This is a genomic window from Streptosporangium sp. NPDC087985 (assembly GCF_044741965.1).
Taxonomy (GTDB): Bacteria; Actinomycetota; Actinomycetes; order Streptosporangiales; family Streptosporangiaceae; genus Streptosporangium.
In genome coordinates this window covers 147,199-164,672 of the sequence record NZ_JBIUTQ010000002.1, presented here as the reverse complement: position 1 = coordinate 164,672, position 17,474 = coordinate 147,199, and the positions used below count along the sequence as shown (strand labels likewise).

The following is a 17,474-nucleotide window of genomic DNA, read 5'->3' as shown; positions in this document are numbered from 1 at the left end:
GGCCCTGACAGTTCCGCCACTGGATTACCACCGGGGCCGGGGGTGTTTAACGAGCCGTACGCATGCAATCATCGGAAACGTCCGGGGACGCCGCTGGGGCGCCTCGAGACTCTTCTGGAGGGTACTCATGTCCTCTTCCGTCACCGGCCGTCCGACTGCTCTCTACGGCGGCCAGGCTGGACGAAGGATCACGGTCCGCGACATCGCCGCAGCCAAGGAGCGCGGCGAGAAGTGGCCGATGGTCACCGCGTATGACGCGATGACCGCCCGGGTCTTCGACGGAGCCGGCATCCCGGTGCTGCTCGTCGGCGACTCGGCCGCCATGGTCGTGTACGGCTACGACTCGACGCTGCCGGTCTCGGTGGACGACCTCATGCCGCTGACGGCCGCCGTGGTACGCGGCTCGTCGCGCGCGCTGGTGGTCGCCGACCTGCCGTTCGGCTCCTACCAGTCCTCACCGCAGCAGGCGCTGGAGACGGCCGTCCGCTTCATGAAGGAGGCCGGCGCCCACGCGGTCAAGCTGGAGGGTGGCCGGCGCGTGCTCCCCCAGGTCGAGGCCCTGGTCTCGGCCGGCATCCCCGTCATGGCCCACCTCGGCCTGACCCCCCAGTCGGTCAACGCCCTCGGCGGCTACCGGGTGCAGGGCCGCGGCCAGTCCGGGGACGAGCTGATGTCCGACGCCAAGGATCTGGAGTACGCCGGGGCCTTCTCCGTGGTCCTGGAGTGCGTCCCCTCCGACCTCGCCGAGCGGGTCACCTCCTCCCTGTCGATCCCCACCATCGGCATCGGCGCCGGTCCCGCCACCGACGCCCAGGTCCTGGTCTGGCAGGACCTCATGGGCCTGACCGCCCGCCCCGCCAAGTTCGTCAAGAAGTACTCCGACCTGGCCGGGGAGATGGACAGGGCCATCCGCGCCTTCGCCGACGAGGTGACCGGCGGAGTCTTCCCCGCCCCCGAGCACAGCTACCACTGACGCACTGCCGCCGCACGGCCTGCCACCGCCCCGGGACCGCTCAGACCAGGGTCACCGGGTCGGTGTTGGCGCCGCACACGACCACGGCCACCCGCTCTCCTGGGGCCGGGGTGTAGGCGCCCGAGCGGAGGGCCGCGAAGGCCGTGGCTCCCGCGTGCTCGGCGGCGATCCGGTAGGACCGCCACATCTCCCGCCGGGCCTCGACGATGGCCTCGTCGGAGACGAGGACGCTCTGGACTCCCGCTGCGGCGGTGACCTCGTAGGCGATCGCACCGACCCGGCTGGCGCCCAGGGCGTCGGCTCCCACGCCCCCGACCTCCACCCGCACCGGACCTCCGGCCTCCAGCGCCCGATTCAGGGTCGGGATGAGCTCGGGCTCGACGGCGACCACGTGCGCCCTGCCGTCGACGGCGGCGGTGATCCCGGCGACGAGGCCGCCGCCGCCGACCGCGACCAGGACCGTGTCCACTCCCCCGGTCTGCTCCAGCACCTCCAGCCCGACCGTGCCCTGCCCGGCGACCACCTCGGCCTGGTCATAGGCGTGGATCTCCAGGGCGCCGCTCTCGGCCGCCCGTTTGGCCGACGCCTCGTACGCCTCGGCGTAGATGGCCCCGGTCTGGGTCACGTGCGCGCCCAGCGCCCGCAGCCCCGCGACCTTGACGGGGCTGGACACCTCCGGCACGAAGATCTCGGCCCTGACGCCGAGCACCCGCGCCACGTACGCCACCGCCAGGCCGTGGTTGCCGCCGCTCGCCGCGATCACCCCCGCCTCGGGCAGTTCCGCCACGGCCAGGGCGCGGTTGAAGCCACCCCGGACCTTGAACGACCCGGAGTGCTGCGTCCCCTCCAGCTTCAGCACCAGCCCAGGCGACACCTCCAGCACCGGGGTCCGGCGGGCGTACCCGGCGATCCGTTCGGCGGCCTCCCGCACATCCTCAACCGACACGCGCACGCCCGCTCCCCTCTCAGAAGGTGACCGTCCAGCCTTCCCTGCGGCCCTGCGCCGAAGTGTAGGAGACTCCGTGGACCTTGAGCCCGGCCGCGTCGAGCAACGTGATCGCGCCCCCGCCGTTGCCGAGCGCGAACGGGGCCGCGACGGCGAGCGTGAGCACGGCGCCGGGGGCCAGCGGGCCGGCCGGCAGCGGGAAGGTGTTCTTCTGCTGGTCGGCGAGGTGCCAGCCGGTGAGGTCGACCGGCGCCGGAGAGGCGTTCAGCAGGGTGACGACCTCGTGTTCGGGCGCGGGGCCGACGGGGTTGACCAGCGCGGCCAGGACGCGGACGGGTTCCTCGCCGGCGCCCTGCCGTACGGGAGCGCCGTCCAGGGTGTGGCCCGTGCTGTCGTCGGTGTGCCAGGCCTGGGACTGGAAGGCCAGGAAGATCGCGACCCAGCGTGGTTCGGCGGGGAAGTGCAGGAGAAGGCCGCCGTCCTGCCATACGCCGTCGTCACCGCGGAAACGCCCGGAGTTCCCCTGGTTCATGTGGATGTCGTGCACGCCGTTGCCCGGCCGGAACCCGAAGACCTTGTCGGGAGTCGCCGGTTCGGGGCCCCAGCGCTCGCCGAAGGCGTAGACGACCGCGCCGGGATCGGCGATCGCCCGCCGGACGTAGTGGTCGAGCCTGTCGGCCAGGTCGTTGTCCACTCCCGGCAGGTCGGGCGGGAGCGGACTCAGGGCCGCGGGGTTGAACAGGTTGCCCCGGATGTAGTCGAGGGCCGTGTCGCCGGGGCGGGACGGCAGCGCCGTCCAGCCTGCGGCGGCCTGGGAAAGTCCCTGGGTCACCGGGTGCCGGAAGTCGTCGTCGACGAGCTGGAGCAGCTCGGACGGGGCCTCCTGGGACTTGACGTTGACCGCGACCCGGTAGGAGGTCCCCGCCTGGTCGACGAGGTGGATCTGGTAGTGCGGGGTGCCGGCGCCGCCCTCGCGCCGGCTGTCCACGGCCCACCCCGCGAGAACCCCGTAGCTCTTCAGCGGCATTGATCCACCTTCCGAAACTGATTTTCCGGACTACACAGTCGCATTCCACGAAAAATCAGGGAAGCACCTGAGGGGAATCGGGCCGGAGATCCTCGATGTACCCGATGCCCTCCGCGCCCCGGACCGTGCCCTCACCGATCCCGTGGCGGGCCGTCTCCGCGGCCCCCGGCAGGCGGTCGATGCGGGTCTCCAGACGGGGCTGGTCGGGCTCGCCGGGCATGGAAGCCGAGTTTAGCCACCGCCTCCGCGACGGCGGAGGACGGAGCGGTCAACGCCGGGTCACGCGGAAGACAAGGTGAGACAGGGCCGCTGACCGCTCCCGCCGTCGCGGATGGATCATCCGGTCGAAGTCGTGAATTCCTCACTGTCGCCGGACACCGCCGATCTCCAGGATCAAAGGCATGACAGCGATTCAGGTGGAGGGGCTCGCAAAGAGCTACGGAGACTTCGCGGCCCTCAAGGGCGTCTCGTTCGACGTCTCCCCGGGGGAGATCTTCGCCCTCCTCGGGAGGAACGGCGCCGGGAAGACCACGACGATGGAGACGCTGGCGGGCTTCCAGGCTCCGGATGAGGGCACGGTGCGCGTGCTGGGGCTCGATCCGGTCAGGGACCGGGCCAGGGTGCGGGCGCGCACCGGGATCATGCTCCAGGAGGCGGGGTTCTTCCCGGACCTGACCGTGGCGCAGACCGTGGACGCCTGGCGGGACTTCGTCGCCGCCCCCCGGCCGCGCGCCGAGGCCCTGGAACTCACCGGGCTGGACGCCAAGGCCGCCACGAAGGTCCGGCAGCTCTCCGGCGGGGAGAAACGCCGCCTGGATCTGGCCCTGGCCGTGCTGAGCCGGCCCGACGTGCTGTTCCTCGACGAGCCCACCACCGGGATGGACCCGGAGGCGCGCAGGAGCACCTGGGAGGTCATCCGGGGCCTCGCCGGACAGGGCACCACGATCATGCTCACCACGCACTACCTGGAGGAGGCCCAGCGGCTGGCCGCCGGCATGGCGATCCTGGATCAGGGGCTGATCGTCGCGAGCGGTGGCATGGCCGAGACGCTGGCCGCCCAGACGGGCCGGGTCGCCTTCGAACTGCCCCCCGCCGTCACCCCGGAGGAGCTGCCGGTGCCCGTCGCCACGGTGGAGGGCCGCACCGCGGTCTGCCGCGTCACCGACCCCGATCTCGCCGCGCAGACCCTGCTGGGCTGGGCGGGCGAGCGCGGCCTGCGCCTGCGCGGCCTGGAGGTCCGTACGGCGACGCTCGAAGACCTGTTCCTGGACCTCGCCACCGGCGAGAAGGACAAGAAGTACGAGAAGGAGGTGGCGTGACCATGTCGGCACGCGATCTGGCGGTCGTCACCCGCTTCAACGGCCGCCTGTTCTGGCGGGACCGCACGACGTTGACCACGTCCGTGGCGCTGTTCCTGGGCCTGGGTATCGGTCTGCCGTTCATGATGGACAGGCTGCGCCCGGGTAACCCGCAGTTCGTGCTGGACCAGCACCTGGGGGTGCTCGCGATGGTGCTCCTCATCGCGACGTTCAGCCAGATCGCGATCACGCTCAGCGCCCGTCGCGACCAGCTCGTCCTCAAGCGGCTGCGGACAACCGGGCTGAGCGACCGCGCCATCCTCGGCGGGGAGATCGGCAACCTCGTCCTGCAGAGCACGCTGCTGACCGTCGTGATCTCGGTGGCGCTGTACGCGCTGACCAGCCTGCCGGTCCCCCGCGACCCGCTGCTGTTCCTGGTGGCCGTGGTCGCGGGCGCCACCGTCCTGTGCCTGCTCGGAGCGGCGTTGACCGCGATCGTCCCCCGCACCGAGATCGCGCCCGTCATGACCATGCCGTTCTTCCTTCTGGCCGGTATCGGCGCCGGCGGCTTCGGCCCGGTCCTGGACGTGCTTCCCGGCTGGGTCGGCACGGTGCTCGGCCTGCTGCCCACCGGCTCGATCGTCGAGGCCGCCAAGGTGGCCTACGCGGCTGACGGCACCCTCGCCGGTGACCTGCGTGCGGCGGCCGTACCGGCGCTGCGGCTGGCCGTCTGGGCGGCGATCGGGCTCGTCGCGCTCATGCGGTGGTTCCGCTGGGAAACGCGGAAGTCATAAATTCATTGACATGCGGATAAACCCCCAGCGCCTGACCGTGGGCATCATCTACACCATCTCGATCGGTTTCACCGCCACCATGCTCACCATCGTCAGGTCCCCGCTGGAGGCCACGGTGCTGACCGTCGCCGCGGTCGCCTTCCTGATCCCGCACCACCTGCTGATCCGGGCGGCGTTGCGGGGCGGGGAGCAGCGGGGCGTCCCGGCCCTCCTGATCGTCCAGACGGTGGCCACCTACGCGCCGATCCCCTACCTGGCGTCCCTGTGGATCGTCATCGGCTACAACTGGGCGACGACCATGCCGACGATCCTGTCGGGGGCGGTGCTCGTCAGGCTGCGGCCGAGGTCCGCGGTCCCGGCCGTGGTCGTGATCGGCGCGGTCTCCTTCTGGCTGGGCATCGGCTCGCCGTACGGAAGTCTGACGGCGGGGTTGTACCAACTGATCACGGTCGTGGTGACGGGCGGGGTGACCTACGGGGCGGTGCGGCTGGTCATCGTCAGCAGGGAGCTGGAGCAGGCCAGGACGGAACTGGCGGAGGCGGCGGTGCTGCGGGAACGGTTGCGGATCTCCCGCGACCTGCACGACGGCCTGGGCAGCAGCCTGACCGCCATCGCCCTGAAGGGCGACCTCGCCCGCAGGCTGGTCGAGCGCGAGCCGGAGGCCGCGCGGGCGGAGCTGTCGGAGCTGGTCCACGTGGCCAGGGACGCCGCCCAGGACGTACGGCAGGTCGCGCGGGGCTATCGGGAGATGTCATTGACGGAGGAGGTGCACCGGGCGGTCGCGTTGCTGGAGGCATCAGGGGTGAGCTGCCAGACCAACCTCGCCGAGCTCCGGGTCTCCCAGCCGGTCGACGAGGCGCTGGCCTGGGCGGTGCGCGAGGGGACCACCAACGTGGTACGGCACAGCCACGCGACGACCTGCTCGATCAGCACCTCGGCCGGGACGGGCACCGTACGGCTGGAGCTGGTCAACGACCGCGCCCGCAAGGGCTCGGCGGACGGCAACGGCCTGGCGGGCCTGAGGGAGCGCGTCGGCGGCCTGGGCGGCTCGGTCAGCGCGGAGCGGACTGGGAGCGGCGGGTTCCGGCTCGCGATGGAGGTGCCGGTGTGATCGGCGGGCTCCGGCTCAGGATGGGGGTGGCCGCGTGATCCGGGTGCTGCTTGCCGAGGACATGCACATGATCAGGGCGGCGCTCGGCGCGCTGCTGAGGTTGGAGTCCGACATCGAGGTGGTCGCCGAGGTCGTCCGCGGTGACCAGATCGTCCCCGAGGCCCTGCGGACCCTGCCGGATGTGGCGGTGCTGGACATCGACCTGCCCGGGATCGACGGCATCACCGCCTCGGCGGAACTGCGGGAGAGGCTGCCCGGCTGCCGGGTCCTGATCCTCACCGCGATGGGCCGGCCCGGACAGGTGCGCAGGGCGCTGGCCGAGGGCATTCAGGCGTTCCTGGTCAAGGACGCCCCCGGCGACCACCTGGCGGACGCGATCCGGCGCACCGCCCAGGGCCTGCGGGTGCTGGATCCCGAACTGGTCGCCACGGCCATCGCCTACGGCGCGAGCCCGCTGACCCCCCGCGAGGCCACCGTGCTCAGGGAGGCCGCGAACGGCGCCCCGGCGGAGGAGATCGCCGGACGGCTGCATCTCTCCACCGGAACGGTGCGCAACTACCTCACCGGCGCCATCACCAAGACCGGCGCCCGCAACAAGATCGACGCCATCCGGATCGCCGAGGACGCGGGCTGGATCTAAGAATTGTCCCGGATCTTCGATCCGTCGCCGTACCGCGTGCGCGCGATGTCATTTATATGATCATCCTTCGCTAGGATTCTCCTCTTGGAGGCGTCTGGGTGCCTGGTGGCCCTCCTAGTCTTCAAAACCAGAGGCGCCGAGTATCTCGGCGCGGCGGGTTCGATTCCCGTCCGCCTCCGCTGACCACCGCGGCCGAGGAGCACACATGAGGGTGATCGCGACCGCCGGGCACGTGGATCATGGCAAGTCGACGCTGGTGCGGGCGCTCACCGGAATGGAGCCCGACCGCTGGGCCGAGGAACGCCGCCGGGGAATGACGATCGATCTCGGGTTCGCCTGGACCACGCTCCGCTCGGGCGAGCGGCTGGCGTTCGTCGACGTCCCCGGACATGAGCGGTTCGTCACCAACATGCTCGCGGGGGTCGGCCCGTCCCCCGCGGTCATGTTCGTGGTCGCGGCGGACGAAGGCTGGCGGCCCCAGTCAGCCGAGCATCTGGCCGCGCTGAACGCCCTCGGGATACGGCACGGCCTGCTGGTGGTCACCCGCTCCGACCTCGCCGACCCGGAGCTCGCGACCGAGGAGGCCCGCCTCCACCTTGAGGGGACGAGCCTGGCCGGGATGGCCGCCATCGCCGTCAGCGGGCTGACCAGGCAGGGGATCCCCGAGCTTGAGGCCTCGCTCGGGCGGCTCGCGGCCGAGCTTCCCGAGCCCGATCGGGAGTCCCCGGTCCGGTTGTGGATCGACCGCGTGTTCACCGTCACCGGCGCCGGGACCGTTGTCACCGGCACCCTCGCCCACGGCACGCTGCACGTAGGCGACGAACTGGTCGCCGGTGGCGAACGGGTTCAGATCCGGGGTCTGCAGGCTCTCAACCAGCGGACCGATCTGGTGTCGGCCACCGCTCGCGTCGCCGTCAATCTCAGAGGGACCGGCCGCGCCGTCCTATCCCGGGGCACGGCGCTGCTGACCCCTGGTGCCTGGATCACCACGGAGGTGATCGACGTACGGCTGGACCCCGGCGAGACTCCCAAGGGCGACTTGGTCTTCCATCTGGGCTCGGCCGCCGTCCCGGCCCGGCTGCGCCCGCTGGGCGAGGGTACTGCACGGCTCACCCTCGCCCGGCCCCTGCCGCTCCGGTCGGGAGAGCGGGGGTTGCTCCGCGCCCCCGGCCGCCGGGCGATCGTCGCCGGCGTGCGCGTCCTGGACGTACGGCCGACGCCGTTGCGACGCCGTGGAGCCTCGGCGGCGAGGGCGGCGGCGCTCGCCGGGGTGAGCGTGCCCACCGCCGCGGACCTGCTCCGCTGGCACGGGCTGCTGAACCGGACGGATCTGACCGCGATGGGGTGCCCGCCCGCGGTGCACCCCGGGCCTGATGTCCCACCCACCGGATCCACCGTGTGGCCCGTGCCGGGCGACCCGCCCGCCGGACGGCCGGGCTCCGGCGACCCATCCGCTGGACGGCCCGTGGCGGGTGACTGGTTCGCCGATCCCGGCCACTGGTCCGCACTCGGCCGCGACCTGGCCGAGCAGGTGTCCCGGCACGCTCAGGGGATCACCGTGGAGGCCGCCGCCCACCTGCTCGGCCTGCCTGGGCGCCGGCTGGTGGAGGCGCTGGTCGCGCCGCCGTTGACGATCAGGTCAGGGGTGATCCAGCAGGGTGACCGGGATCGGGCGCCGCTTCCTTCCCGGATCGCGAAGGCGGTCGCCGCGCTCGGGGCCGAACTCGCCGAGCGGCCCTTCGACGCTCCCACCGCCAGGCGTCTCGCCGCACTCGAACTGACGGGCAAGTCCCTGGCGGCGGCCGTACGGGCAGGGGCGCTACTGGCCGTCGCCGGAAACGTCGTCCTGCTGCCGGACGCACCCGTTCTGGCGGCGACCCTGCTGAGGAAACTACCCTCGCCGTTCACCGTCAGCCAGGCACGTGCGGCCCTGGACTCCAGCCGCCGCGTCGTCGTACCACTCCTGGAGCATCTCGATGCCCGGGGCCTCACTCGCCGGGTCGACAACGAGTCGCGGGTCTGTCTGCCAGACAACTGACAGTGCTTACAACTCGTAAAAATTGATCGTGTCAGAGCATTGATCAATTCCGGATATTGGCATATTTTTCGATCATTCCGACCCTAACGGGAGTAGCGGGTGAACCATAATCTGGCAGACGTGCTTGGAGGTGCGGCACAGATCGCACTCATCGCGATCTTCATGGTCGCCGCACTCTCGAAAATCCTCACTTTCCGTGACCTCGGCCGGACCATCGGACGGCTCGGGCTGACAGCGGTGGCCGGGAACGCGGCGATCGCAGTGATCATGGCGGAGCTGCTCGCCGTGACCGGGCTCGCGGTCCTGCCGGCGGCCACCTGGCCGAGGGTGCTCATCACGCTGCTGGCCGCGGCGTTCGCCGGAGCCGGGATCCGCGCCCTGGGCATCAAAGAGAAGATCAAATGTGGCTGCTTCGGGAACGGCGGTGCCGTACTCGGCTGGCGGCAGGTGCTGTATCTCCCGCTCTGGCTGGCGCTTGCGGCGCTGGCCGAGGCCGGCGCGCCGGGCTGGAACGGGGAGCAGGGATTGGCCGGCCTGTCCGCGCTCCTGCTCGCCCTAGTCGCCTGGAAGCTCTTCGCCGAGCTGCGCGTCTGGCGGCCGCTACGTGAGGACCGCATGGTGATCCCGGAACCGACCAAACCCAACCCGGAGGTGCCCGCCACATGACGACGGTACTGCTCATCGTGATCTGCCTCATGGCAGTGGTCCTGTTCATCCAGATCGGCGCGCAGGTGGAGCTGTTCGAACAGGTCAAGCAGATCCGCGGATACCTCGACATGGAGGACAAGCCCACCCCGGTGGAGCTGGGAACCCTGGAGGGCCAACGGCCAAGCGACTTCGGTCTGCCCGCCTCCCTCGACGAGTCCGACCGGGCCGTGGTGCTGTTCGTCTCCAACAAGTGCGAGACGTGCCGCAACCTGGCCTCGGCGCTGCGCGGTGGCGCGGTGCCCCCCTCGATGTGGGTCGTGGTCGTCCCGGTGTCCGGAGACGGCAACGAGTTCATCGCCGAGTTCCAGCTGTACAACGAGCGGGTCATCCTCGACGAGGGCGAGCGCATCGTCGGCAGCCTCGGGCTCGACCTCACGCCCGTCGCCCTCCACATCGCCGAGGGACAGCTAACACGGGCCCACACTGTGCCGACGGTCCGACAGATGTACGCGGCCGCTCCCATCGCCTACAAGCACACCCTGGCCAAGAAGTCGCCCGCACGGCACTGATCCGATTCCAGCGCACGGACAGAGAGGCAAAGGCAACAGATGGGGCACATGAACAAGGCGTCGGCCCCGGGGCTTGACGAACCCGGTTATCAGAGAGCGGACCGGCGGAGGTTCCTCGGCTGGATGGGCAAGGTCGGCGTCACCACGATCGGCGTGGTCGCGAGCCTGGCGGCGACGAGCAAGACGGCCGAGGCCGCCAACTGGGCGTGCTGCAGCCTCGCCCTGCCGAACACCTTCTGTAAGACCAACAGCAGCGCGCAGTACATCTGCCCGACGGGCTACACCATGAAGACCTGGACCTGCTGCAGCGGCTCCGCGCCGTTCCAGCGGCGATACGCCTGCGGAGAGTGCACGAAGGGCTCGAACTGCAGTACGGGGCCGTTCATCTGCTCCGCGGGATGGACCGTCAACGCCAACGGCTGCTGACAGGGAACCGAGTGGCCGCCTGACGCCCGAGCGCGTGGGCGGCCACTCAGGGTGGAGGATGCGTTGTCTTTTGATGTCTGGGTGGTCACCGCGCTGCTGCTGCTCATCGCCTGTGCGGGCTTCGCGCAGGTGTTCAGCTTTTGAGGCCTTTCTTTCGTCGGATATCTCCGCCCCCTGGTTCAGGGGAGAGTTCCTGAGGAGAAGGCCATGTACCGGCCGATCCTCATGCTCACGCTCGGCTTCACCATCTCGGCGGTCGCCACGTACGGGCTGGTCCACCTGCTCGGCTACGGCCTGGTCGGTTGGATGCCCGGCACGGTCGCGAAGGTCGCCGCCGCGCTGATCATGCTCTGGTGCATGGCCGTCGACTCCGGCCTGTTCGGACTGCGCACGCCGATGTGGCGGCGGCAGACCCCGCAGCAGCACTTCGCCCAGTTCGGCCCCGCCTGGGGCGCGCTCGCGTGGGGACTGGACACCGGCCTGGTGATGACCACCTTCCGGGTGACCTCCCTGAGCTGGGCGGCGCTCGGTGTCACCCTGTTCGGTCTGGTGCCCTGGTGGGCCGGCCTCGCCTACGCGCTCGGCTTCACGATTCCCGGGATCGTGCTGGTCACGGCCGTGCCGCCGAAGAGGGATCCGGAGGGCCCGCAGGAGCCGGTCTGGCTGATGAACTGGCTCATGGACCGGGAGAAGCCGTTCCGCCGGCTGGCTCTGGGCCTGCTGACGCTGGTGTTCGCCGGAGTGGTCGCGACGCTGTTCGCGGGCTGAGCCCACGAGCTTGGTTCCGGGTCGGGCCTGACAGGCCCGGCCCGGTGGGCTTTTCCGGGCCGGCTCAGCAGTCGCCGTCGAAAAAGGAGATCTCGCGGCGGATCGCGGCCTGGCCCTGCGGGCGGATCTCCAACACGACGCACCGGGGTTCGAGCACGTAGAAGCCACCGACGAAGACGGTGTCGTGTTCGGCGCAGGCGGTGAACGTCACCGCGTGATCGGCCTCGGCGGGGGTGCGTGCGGTTCTGGAGGGCTCGGAGTAGAGCAATCCGGCGCTGTCGTGGAACTCGGCCGGGATGGAGAGGGTGACCGTCCCGCCCTTCCTGACCACCGTTCCGACCTTGAACCTGTGGTTGGCCCCGTACTCCTGGGAGCGGGCACGTCCCCAGGCCAGCAGCCCCGGAACGACCAGCGGTCCCGCCACCAGGTCATCCGGTCCCGTGATCAGGACCCTGGTTTTCTCCTCCGGCACGTCACCGTTGCGGTTCTGACAGTTGAGCACCCGCGGATTGCCCAGGCTCCCCGGCAGGCCGACGCCCTGTGCGGTCCCCGCCTGAGGGAGTGGATCGGCCTCCGCCGAGCCGCAACCCGCCAGCGGCAGCACGACAGCCATCAACACCGGCCAGGACAGGCCCCTGAGCGCACCCCTAAGGATCATGATTTATTTCTACACCAGCGTTACCTGGGTAACGAGAGGCATACAGGAATTATTCGGGCAGAGATGGCGACCCTCGGGAATCGCCCGCTCTAGATGTCGGTGATGCGGAAACCCGCGTGGGCCTTGTAGCGGCGGTTGACGGAGATGAGGTTGGCGGTCAGCGCCTCGACCTGGTGGGCATTGCGCAGGCGGCCGCCGTATACACCGCGGACGCCCGCGATCCGGCCCGCGAGCGCCTGGACCGTGTCGGTGGCCTCGCGGTCGTCACCCAGGACGAGCACGTCCAGGGTGACTTCGGCGATCTCGGGGTCCAGCAGCAGGACAGCCGAGACGTGGTGGAAGGCGGCGACCACACGGCTGTCCGGGAGGACCGCGGCGGCCTGCTGGGCGGCGCTGCCCTCCTCGACGGCCAGCGCGTAGGCGCCCTGCCTGTCGAAGCCCAGCGGGTTGACGCAGTCAATGACGATCTTGCCGGCCAGCTCGGCCCGCAGGGACTCCAGGGTGGACCTGTGACCCTCCCACGGGACCGCCACGATCACCACGTCGGCCTCGGCGGCCACGGTCGCGTTCTCGGCGCCGCGCGCCGACAGCCCGATGCTCTCCGCCGCCTCCCGGGCCCGTTCCGCACTGCGCGAACCGATGAGCACGGGGTGTCCCGCCATGGCGAATCGCCGGGCCAGGCCCTTACCCTGATCACCGGTGCCGCCCAGGATCCCGATCGAGACTCCGCTCACGTCCGGACTGTCAGTGCTCACTCGTTGCTCCTCGTCGTTCCCGGCCGATCGGCGCGGGACTCACCCGGCCACAGCGCATGGTCAGATCATGCCAGGACGCGCGTTCCCAGGATCATCCAGGGTGGCTGGGGCACCATGGAGCGCATGGACGCTCGGTCAGTGGCACTTCTGCGTGAGGTTCTGGACTCCACCGGCTGGGTGGAGCGCACCCGCGAGCTCGGTCTCGCGCTACGCGCGACCCGGTCCGCGGGGGGTCTGCTGATGGTGGGCTCCCCCGCGGACGAGCCCTGGCACCTGACCGCGCACCTCGGCGACGAGGCCAGACTGGCCGGGCTGCCCCAGCTCGCCCCGACGCTGGTCCGCTGGGCGCCCGCCGCGGACGCGCCCGCGCACCTGCGGGTCGGGATGGAGCGGCTCGAACGGGCCCGCCGGGGCGAGACGCTGTTCGTGGTGACCGAACAGCAGGCACCCGAGTCCCTGCTGGAACGGGTGGGCGACGCCCGGCGCTCCGGGGCCACGATCCTGGCCCTGGACGGCGGCGACCCCGAGCTGGAGGGGCTGGCCCACGACGCGCTGACGGTCCCCGGCCAGGCCCCGATCACTTTCGACGGGGCCCAGCATCTGGTCAGCATGGCGGCGGGCGAGGCGGACCGGCGCCCCGGCCTGCGCGACCGGCTGGCCAGGCTACTGGAACGGGTCAGCGGCCCCCACGTCACCGACTGACGGGTCAGTCGTCCCCTTCCCAGGCCTTGTCCTCTTCCCTCCATGCCTCGTTGCGCTCGGCCGCGGTCTTCAGCGCGTTGGCCGCGGCCTCCCTGGTCTCGTAGGGCCCCATCCGGTCCTTGTTGGGGCAGCCCTCGTCGGGCTCGACCGCCATATGCGTGAGGCAGAACCACCATCGATCACTCATGATGGCAATACTGCCCACTGGGAACCGCAACTAGACTGGGGGACCATGACGACACTGCTCCAGCCCGGGCGGATCTCGCCCCTCCGCAAGGTCCCCGCCGGCATCGAGCGGCCGGAGTATGTCGGGAAGAAATCCCCGAAGACCGGTGAGCCCGACGTCAAGACGCCCGAGATCATCGAGCGGATGCGGGTCGCGGGCAAGCTGGCGGGTCAGGCGCTCGAGGAGGTCGGCAGGCACGTGGCGCCCGGCGTCACCACCGACGAGCTCGACCGGATCGGCCACGAGTTCCTCTGTGACCACGGGGCCTACCCCAGCACGCTCGGCTACCGGGGCTACCCCAAGTCGCTGTGCACCTCGATCAACGAGGTGATCTGCCACGGAATCCCGGACGACACGGTGCTGCGTGACGGCGACATCGTCAACGTGGACATCACCGCCTTCATCGGCGGCGTGCATGGCGACACCGACGCCACCTTCCTGGTCGGCAACGTGGACGAGGAGTCACGCCTGCTGGTCGAGCGCACCCGCGAGGCCACCAACCGGGCCATCAAGGCCGTCGCCCCCGGCCGCCGGCTCAACGTGGTCGGCCGCGTCATCGAGGCCTACGCCAAACGGTTCGGCTACGGCGTGGTCCGCGACTTCACCGGCCACGGCATCGGCACCACGTTCCACTCCGGCCTGATCGTCCCGCACTACGACGATCCGGCGCTGGCCGTCACGCTGGAGCCCGGCATGACGTTCACCATCGAGCCCATGCTGACCCTCGGCACCATCGACTACGACATCTGGCCCGACCACTGGACCGCGGTGACCAAGGACCGCAGGCGGACCGCCCAGTTCGAGCACACCATCCTGGTCACCGACACCGGCCACGAGATTCTGACGCTCCCCTAGGTCCGGCCACCTCGTCTGGGCGCCACCGCTGTGACGGTGGTGCCCACGCCCTCGACGCCGCTGACGGTGAGTGTCCCTCCGAGCTCGGCGAAGTGGGCCCGCATGGCGGTGACACCCGGGCCGGCGGCCGGCCCGGAGAGGCCGGCGCCGTCGTCGCTGACCGTCATGCGCAGGCCGCTGCTCCCCAGCGTCACGGCGACGGAGACGGTGGTGGCGCGGCTGTGACGCTCGACGTTGGCGAGTGCCTCACCCAGCGTGGCCAGAACGGCCCGGGCGACCCGGGGAGGAACGTCATCGCCGGGCAGCGCCCAGATCTCGACGACGGTTCCGGTGCGCTCGGCCCACTGGGAGAGATGCTCCTCAAGGGTCTGGGCGAGACCGTGGCTCCGCCTCCCACGCATGCGCACTTCCTCTTACTGGGCGCGGTCCCGTTTGCTGAGCTTGGCCAGATAGTCGTTGTAGGCGTCGAGCTGCACGTCGCCGGTGCCACCGGTGCGGGCCGCGGCGGCGTCGGCACGGCGGTCGGCCCGGCTGGCTTTACGGTTGTCGTCCTGCCACCACTGGAAGGCCAGCGCGATCAGCACCAGCAGCGTCGGAATCTCACCGAAACCCCACGCGATGGCCCCGCCGGCCTGCTGGTCGACGATCGAGGAGACGCCCCAGGTGCGGCCGAGCTGGTCGTACCACTCGCTGGCCAGCAGGGTGCCCATGCTCATCAGCGCGATGCCGAAGAACGCGTGGAAGGGCATCGTGACGAACAGGACCATCAACCGGGCCACGTGGGGCAGCTTGTGGGGCGCCGGGTCCACACCGATGATCACCCAGAAGAACAGGGAGCCGCTGAGCAGGAAGTGCACCGTCATGGCGATGTGGCCGAGGTGTTCCTCCATCGCGGCGGCGAACAGCGGGGTGAAGTACAGCGCGTAGGTGGAGACGATGAAGATCGAGGTGGCGATCGCCGGATGGGCGACGAAGCCGACGAACCTGCTGTGCAGGATCGTGGTCAGCCACTCGCGCGGCCCCCGGTCCCCCCGGCGGGCGGCGGGTTTGAGCGCGCGCAGCGCGAGCGTCACGGGGCCGCCGAGCACCAGGAAGATCGGCACCAGCATGGACAGCGTCATGTGCTCGGCCATGTGCACGCTGAAGAGCACCTTGGCGTAGCGGGCGACGCCGCTCTGGGTGGCGATGGTCAGAATCAGCATGCCGACGAACCACGCGGCGGTACGGCCCGCGGGCCAGGAGTCGCCGCGCCGGACGAGCCGTACGACTCCGGCCAGGTAGAGCCCGCCGAGCAGGACGATAAGCGTGCCGGAGAACAGGTCGAACCACCACAGCGAGACCAGGTTGGCCGGTGAGACCTCCGGCGGCATGGGGTAACCGAGCACCTCGAAGGCCCGGTCGACGGGGAGGACCGCGGGGGGCGGAGCGGTGCGTGAGAGAGCGACGGCCAGTCCGACGGTCGCCAACATGACGAGGATCTCGCAGGAGGCGAACCGGATGAAGGCGCCCGGTCCGCCGGCGGCGAGCTGGGGCAGGGTCCGCTTCCTGTGCCACCAGCCGATGGCGCCGAGACCCGCGAACGCGGCGGTCTTGGCCAGCAGCAGCAGCCCGTAGGCGGAGGTGAAGAGTTCGGAGACCGAGGTCAGCCGGGCCACGATGCTGAACAGCCCCGACAGGCCCACGGCGATGAAGCACCACAGCGCCATCGAGGAGAACCTGGTGGCGACCGTCTCCAGATGCGGCTGCCGACGCAGCGCGTGGGCGCAGAGCACGGCGAGCCCGCCCACCCAGAGCGCCAGGACCATCATGTGGATGGCGACGCCGGTGATGGCCAGGTCATGGTTGGGCGAGGAGGAGGAGTGCCCGGTCAGCGCGGGAGGCAGCAGGGCGGCCAGGGAGAGCACGAGCAGGCCGCCGGCCGCGCCGACGGTGATCGCCCCCCGGGCGAACAGCGCGATCGCCACCCCGAACAGCACGACCAGGGTGAGCGCGATGCCCTGGGTCACCTGACTGGCGAAACTGGTGAGCTCGTTGCCGCCGAGCACGTCGACGAGGGGGAGGCCGAGCATCTCCGACAGGCTGAACACCATCGTCGCAGCCGCCGCGCCCGCCCAGGCGAGTGCGAGCCACGAAGCGGCCTTGACGTAGGCCAGGGCGGGCTTGCCGAGCAGGCCCTTGTCGCTGGGGAGGAGGGCCGCGGCGGCCAGCAGCACGCCCACGGTGAGCACGCCCGCCACGTCCATCGCCATTTTGGACAGCGGCATTCCCCAGCGGGTGATCGTGCCCTCGTCGGGCAGGCCGGGGATGATGCGCGGGGTCGCGGCGCCTCCGGCGATCATGGCGATCACCAGGGCGGCCACGGCCGCGCCCGCACCGGCCAGTGCGAGCTTCGCCGTCCGGCCGTTGCCCGCCCGCTCAGCCTGGGCGACCTGCTCCTGGTTGCTCACGGCTGCTTCTTTTTCCTCAAGCTGAAGAACAGGCCGATGCCGACACCGCTCACGCCGCCGACGATGAGCCACATCCAGCCGGGCACGCCGCCGGAGGGCTCCGGCTCGTCCTGCGCCTGCGGCTGCGTCACAGGTGCGGGTGCGAGCGGGGCCGTGACCGGGCTCTCGGTGGGCGCCGGGGCCGCGGAATCACTCTCGGACGGGGACACCGACGGGGACGGGGACGCCGTGCCGACGAGGGTGAAGGGGATCTCCCCCTCGATCGGGTGACCGTCGGAGGACACCACCCGGTAGGCGATGACGTATTTGCCGGGCGGCAGGTCACCCTTGAGCTTCTGGGTGACTACCGGGCCGTCGACGACGGGCTTGCCGTCCTGGTGGGCGACGTTGTCCTCGCTGTGCACGACGACGTTCGGGAAGCGCACCGTGGCGCTGAACGTCAGCTTCACCTGCTTCAGGCTCTCGACCTTGGCGCCCTTGGCAGGATCACTGCTCTTGAGCGAGTCGTGGGCGAGGGCGGGCGAGGCGAAGGCCGTGCCGAGGACGAGAGTGGCGAGAAGCGCGAGAACGACCGCGACTGGGGAAGTCTTCAT

Annotated in this window: 21 protein-coding genes and 1 tRNA gene; 13 read left to right on the top strand and 9 right to left on the bottom strand. The window is 70.6% G+C overall.

Annotated elements, in window-relative coordinates; translation table 11 throughout:
* Positions 1-127: 127 nt before the first annotated feature.
* On the top strand, positions 128-973 hold the full coding sequence (gene panB, locus ACIN94_RS05960; protein ID WP_400700260.1) for a 3-methyl-2-oxobutanoate hydroxymethyltransferase: 846 nt from the start codon (positions 128-130) through the stop codon (positions 971-973).
* A gap of 40 nt (positions 974-1,013) precedes the next feature.
* On the opposite strand, the gene ACIN94_RS05955 is transcribed toward panB, so the two are convergent.
* The 3 genes from ACIN94_RS05955 to ACIN94_RS05945 are packed head-to-tail and all read right to left on the bottom strand — an operon-like array spanning position 1,014 to position 3,166.
* Positions 1,014-1,925: a threonine/serine dehydratase gene (locus ACIN94_RS05955; protein ID WP_400700258.1), complete on the bottom strand. Its 912-nt coding sequence runs from the start codon at positions 1,923-1,925 to the stop codon at positions 1,014-1,016.
* A gap of 13 nt (positions 1,926-1,938) precedes the next feature.
* Entirely contained in the window at positions 1,939-2,946 is a 1,008-nt protein-coding gene (locus ACIN94_RS05950) for a DUF2278 family protein (RefSeq protein WP_400700256.1), read from the bottom strand.
* A 55-nt stretch (positions 2,947-3,001) separates the two neighbouring features.
* Entirely contained in the window at positions 3,002-3,166 is a 165-nt protein-coding gene (locus ACIN94_RS05945) for a hypothetical protein (protein WP_400700254.1), read from the bottom strand.
* Positions 3,167-3,347: 181 nt separating this feature from the next.
* Here ACIN94_RS05945 and ACIN94_RS05940 point away from each other — a divergent pair, with 181 nt between their 5' ends.
* The 10 genes from ACIN94_RS05940 to ACIN94_RS05895 all read left to right on the top strand — a co-directional run bounded on the left by ACIN94_RS05940 (position 3,348) and on the right by ACIN94_RS05895 (position 11,238).
* Positions 3,348-4,265 carry an ABC transporter ATP-binding protein gene (locus ACIN94_RS05940; protein WP_400700252.1) on the top strand — a complete coding sequence of 306 codons (918 nt, stop codon included), beginning with the start codon at positions 3,348-3,350 and terminating at the stop codon, positions 4,263-4,265.
* A 2-nt stretch (positions 4,266-4,267) separates the two neighbouring features.
* Complete coding sequence (locus ACIN94_RS05935) at positions 4,268-5,038, top strand: ABC transporter permease (protein ID WP_400701647.1); 771 nt, start codon at positions 4,268-4,270, stop codon at positions 5,036-5,038.
* Between the two features lie 10 nt (positions 5,039-5,048).
* Complete coding sequence (locus tag ACIN94_RS05930; RefSeq protein ID WP_400700250.1) at positions 5,049-6,149, top strand: sensor histidine kinase; 1,101 nt, start codon at positions 5,049-5,051, stop codon at positions 6,147-6,149.
* A gap of 34 nt (positions 6,150-6,183) precedes the next feature.
* Positions 6,184-6,789, top strand: a complete 606-nt coding sequence (locus ACIN94_RS05925; protein ID WP_400700248.1) for a DNA-binding response regulator — start codon at positions 6,184-6,186, stop codon at positions 6,787-6,789.
* Positions 6,790-6,875: 86 nt separating this feature from the next.
* Positions 6,876-6,969, top strand: a tRNA-Sec gene (locus ACIN94_RS05920).
* A gap of 25 nt (positions 6,970-6,994) precedes the next feature.
* Entirely contained in the window at positions 6,995-8,827 is a 1,833-nt protein-coding gene (selB, locus tag ACIN94_RS05915; protein ID WP_400700246.1) for a selenocysteine-specific translation elongation factor, read from the top strand.
* 99 nt (positions 8,828-8,926) lie between these two features.
* A complete protein-coding gene (locus ACIN94_RS05910; protein WP_400700244.1) occupies positions 8,927-9,493 on the top strand; it encodes a MauE/DoxX family redox-associated membrane protein in 567 nt (188 codons plus the stop codon).
* Positions 9,490-10,044 carry a hypothetical protein gene (locus tag ACIN94_RS05905; RefSeq protein ID WP_400700242.1) on the top strand — a complete coding sequence of 185 codons (555 nt, stop codon included), beginning with the start codon at positions 9,490-9,492 and terminating at the stop codon, positions 10,042-10,044. The genes ACIN94_RS05910 and ACIN94_RS05905 overlap by 4 nt, the downstream gene beginning before the upstream one ends.
* 48 nt (positions 10,045-10,092) lie before the next feature.
* Positions 10,093-10,470: a hypothetical protein gene (locus ACIN94_RS05900; RefSeq protein WP_400700240.1), complete on the top strand. Its 378-nt coding sequence runs from the start codon at positions 10,093-10,095 to the stop codon at positions 10,468-10,470.
* A gap of 207 nt (positions 10,471-10,677) precedes the next feature.
* Positions 10,678-11,238 (top strand): hypothetical protein, encoded by a 561-nt coding sequence (locus tag ACIN94_RS05895; RefSeq protein WP_400700238.1) that lies wholly within the window; start codon positions 10,678-10,680, stop codon positions 11,236-11,238.
* A gap of 64 nt (positions 11,239-11,302) precedes the next feature.
* Here ACIN94_RS05895 and ACIN94_RS05890 read toward each other — a convergent pair whose 3' ends face one another.
* Both ACIN94_RS05890 and npdG read right to left on the bottom strand, forming a co-directional pair.
* Complete coding sequence (locus ACIN94_RS05890) at positions 11,303-11,896, bottom strand: hypothetical protein (RefSeq protein WP_400700236.1); 594 nt, start codon at positions 11,894-11,896, stop codon at positions 11,303-11,305.
* Positions 11,897-11,985: 89 nt separating this feature from the next.
* Positions 11,986-12,651 carry an NADPH-dependent F420 reductase gene (gene npdG, locus ACIN94_RS05885; RefSeq protein ID WP_400700234.1) on the bottom strand — a complete coding sequence of 222 codons (666 nt, stop codon included), beginning with the start codon at positions 12,649-12,651 and terminating at the stop codon, positions 11,986-11,988.
* 123 nt (positions 12,652-12,774) lie between these two features.
* Here npdG and ACIN94_RS05880 point away from each other — a divergent pair, with 123 nt between their 5' ends.
* Complete coding sequence (locus tag ACIN94_RS05880) at positions 12,775-13,353, top strand: hypothetical protein (RefSeq protein WP_400700232.1); 579 nt, start codon at positions 12,775-12,777, stop codon at positions 13,351-13,353.
* 4 nt (positions 13,354-13,357) lie between these two features.
* Here ACIN94_RS05880 and ACIN94_RS05875 read toward each other — a convergent pair whose 3' ends face one another.
* The gene (locus ACIN94_RS05875) at positions 13,358-13,540 is read right to left on the bottom strand and encodes a hypothetical protein (protein WP_400700230.1); all 183 of its coding nucleotides are present in this window, start codon (positions 13,538-13,540) and stop codon (positions 13,358-13,360) included.
* A gap of 45 nt (positions 13,541-13,585) precedes the next feature.
* Here ACIN94_RS05875 and map point away from each other — a divergent pair, with 45 nt between their 5' ends.
* Positions 13,586-14,434 (top strand): type I methionyl aminopeptidase, encoded by an 849-nt coding sequence (map, locus tag ACIN94_RS05870; protein WP_400700228.1) that lies wholly within the window; start codon positions 13,586-13,588, stop codon positions 14,432-14,434.
* Here map and ACIN94_RS05865 read toward each other — a convergent pair.
* From ACIN94_RS05865 to ACIN94_RS05855, 3 genes are read right to left on the bottom strand one after another with little or no spacing between them, the layout of a single operon-like run.
* A complete protein-coding gene (locus ACIN94_RS05865; RefSeq protein WP_400700226.1) occupies positions 14,431-14,835 on the bottom strand; it encodes a sensor histidine kinase in 405 nt (134 codons plus the stop codon). The genes map and ACIN94_RS05865 overlap by 4 nt on opposite strands.
* 12 nt (positions 14,836-14,847) lie before the next feature.
* A complete protein-coding gene (locus ACIN94_RS05860; protein WP_400700224.1) occupies positions 14,848-16,881 on the bottom strand; it encodes a cytochrome c oxidase assembly protein in 2,034 nt (677 codons plus the stop codon).
* Positions 16,878-17,474: a copper resistance protein CopC gene (locus tag ACIN94_RS05855; RefSeq protein WP_400700222.1), complete on the bottom strand. Its 597-nt coding sequence runs from the start codon at positions 17,472-17,474 to the stop codon at positions 16,878-16,880. Before ACIN94_RS05855 ends, ACIN94_RS05860 begins: the two co-directional genes overlap by 4 nt.

Bases quoted from the DNA above. Each gene is read 5' to 3' on its own strand.
- selB (WP_400700246.1), top strand. From the start codon at position 6,995: ATGAGGGTGATCGCGACCGCCGGGCACGTGGATCATGGCAAGTCGACG.
- ACIN94_RS05940 (WP_400700252.1), top strand. From the start codon at position 3,348: ATGACAGCGATTCAGGTGGAGGGGCTCGCAAAGAGCTACGGAGACTTC.
- ACIN94_RS05950 (WP_400700256.1), bottom strand. From the start codon at position 2,946: ATGCCGCTGAAGAGCTACGGGGTTCTCGCGGGGTGGGCCGTGGACAGC.
- ACIN94_RS05855 (WP_400700222.1), bottom strand. From the start codon at position 17,474: ATGAAGACTTCCCCAGTCGCGGTCGTTCTCGCGCTTCTCGCCACTCTC.
- map (WP_400700228.1), top strand. From the start codon at position 13,586: ATGACGACACTGCTCCAGCCCGGGCGGATCTCGCCCCTCCGCAAGGTC.
- ACIN94_RS05865 (WP_400700226.1), bottom strand. From the start codon at position 14,835: ATGCGTGGGAGGCGGAGCCACGGTCTCGCCCAGACCCTTGAGGAGCAT.
- panB (WP_400700260.1), top strand. From the start codon at position 128: ATGTCCTCTTCCGTCACCGGCCGTCCGACTGCTCTCTACGGCGGCCAG.
- ACIN94_RS05900 (WP_400700240.1), top strand. From the start codon at position 10,093: ATGAACAAGGCGTCGGCCCCGGGGCTTGACGAACCCGGTTATCAGAGA.
- ACIN94_RS05875 (WP_400700230.1), bottom strand. From the start codon at position 13,540: ATGAGTGATCGATGGTGGTTCTGCCTCACGCATATGGCGGTCGAGCCC.
- ACIN94_RS05905 (WP_400700242.1), top strand. From the start codon at position 9,490: ATGACGACGGTACTGCTCATCGTGATCTGCCTCATGGCAGTGGTCCTG.
- ACIN94_RS05935 (WP_400701647.1), top strand. From the start codon at position 4,268: ATGTCGGCACGCGATCTGGCGGTCGTCACCCGCTTCAACGGCCGCCTG.
- ACIN94_RS05890 (WP_400700236.1), bottom strand. From the start codon at position 11,896: ATGATCCTTAGGGGTGCGCTCAGGGGCCTGTCCTGGCCGGTGTTGATG.
- ACIN94_RS05930 (WP_400700250.1), top strand. From the start codon at position 5,049: ATGCGGATAAACCCCCAGCGCCTGACCGTGGGCATCATCTACACCATC.
- ACIN94_RS05895 (WP_400700238.1), top strand. From the start codon at position 10,678: ATGTACCGGCCGATCCTCATGCTCACGCTCGGCTTCACCATCTCGGCG.
- ACIN94_RS05880 (WP_400700232.1), top strand. From the start codon at position 12,775: ATGGACGCTCGGTCAGTGGCACTTCTGCGTGAGGTTCTGGACTCCACC.
- ACIN94_RS05945 (WP_400700254.1), bottom strand. From the start codon at position 3,166: ATGCCCGGCGAGCCCGACCAGCCCCGTCTGGAGACCCGCATCGACCGC.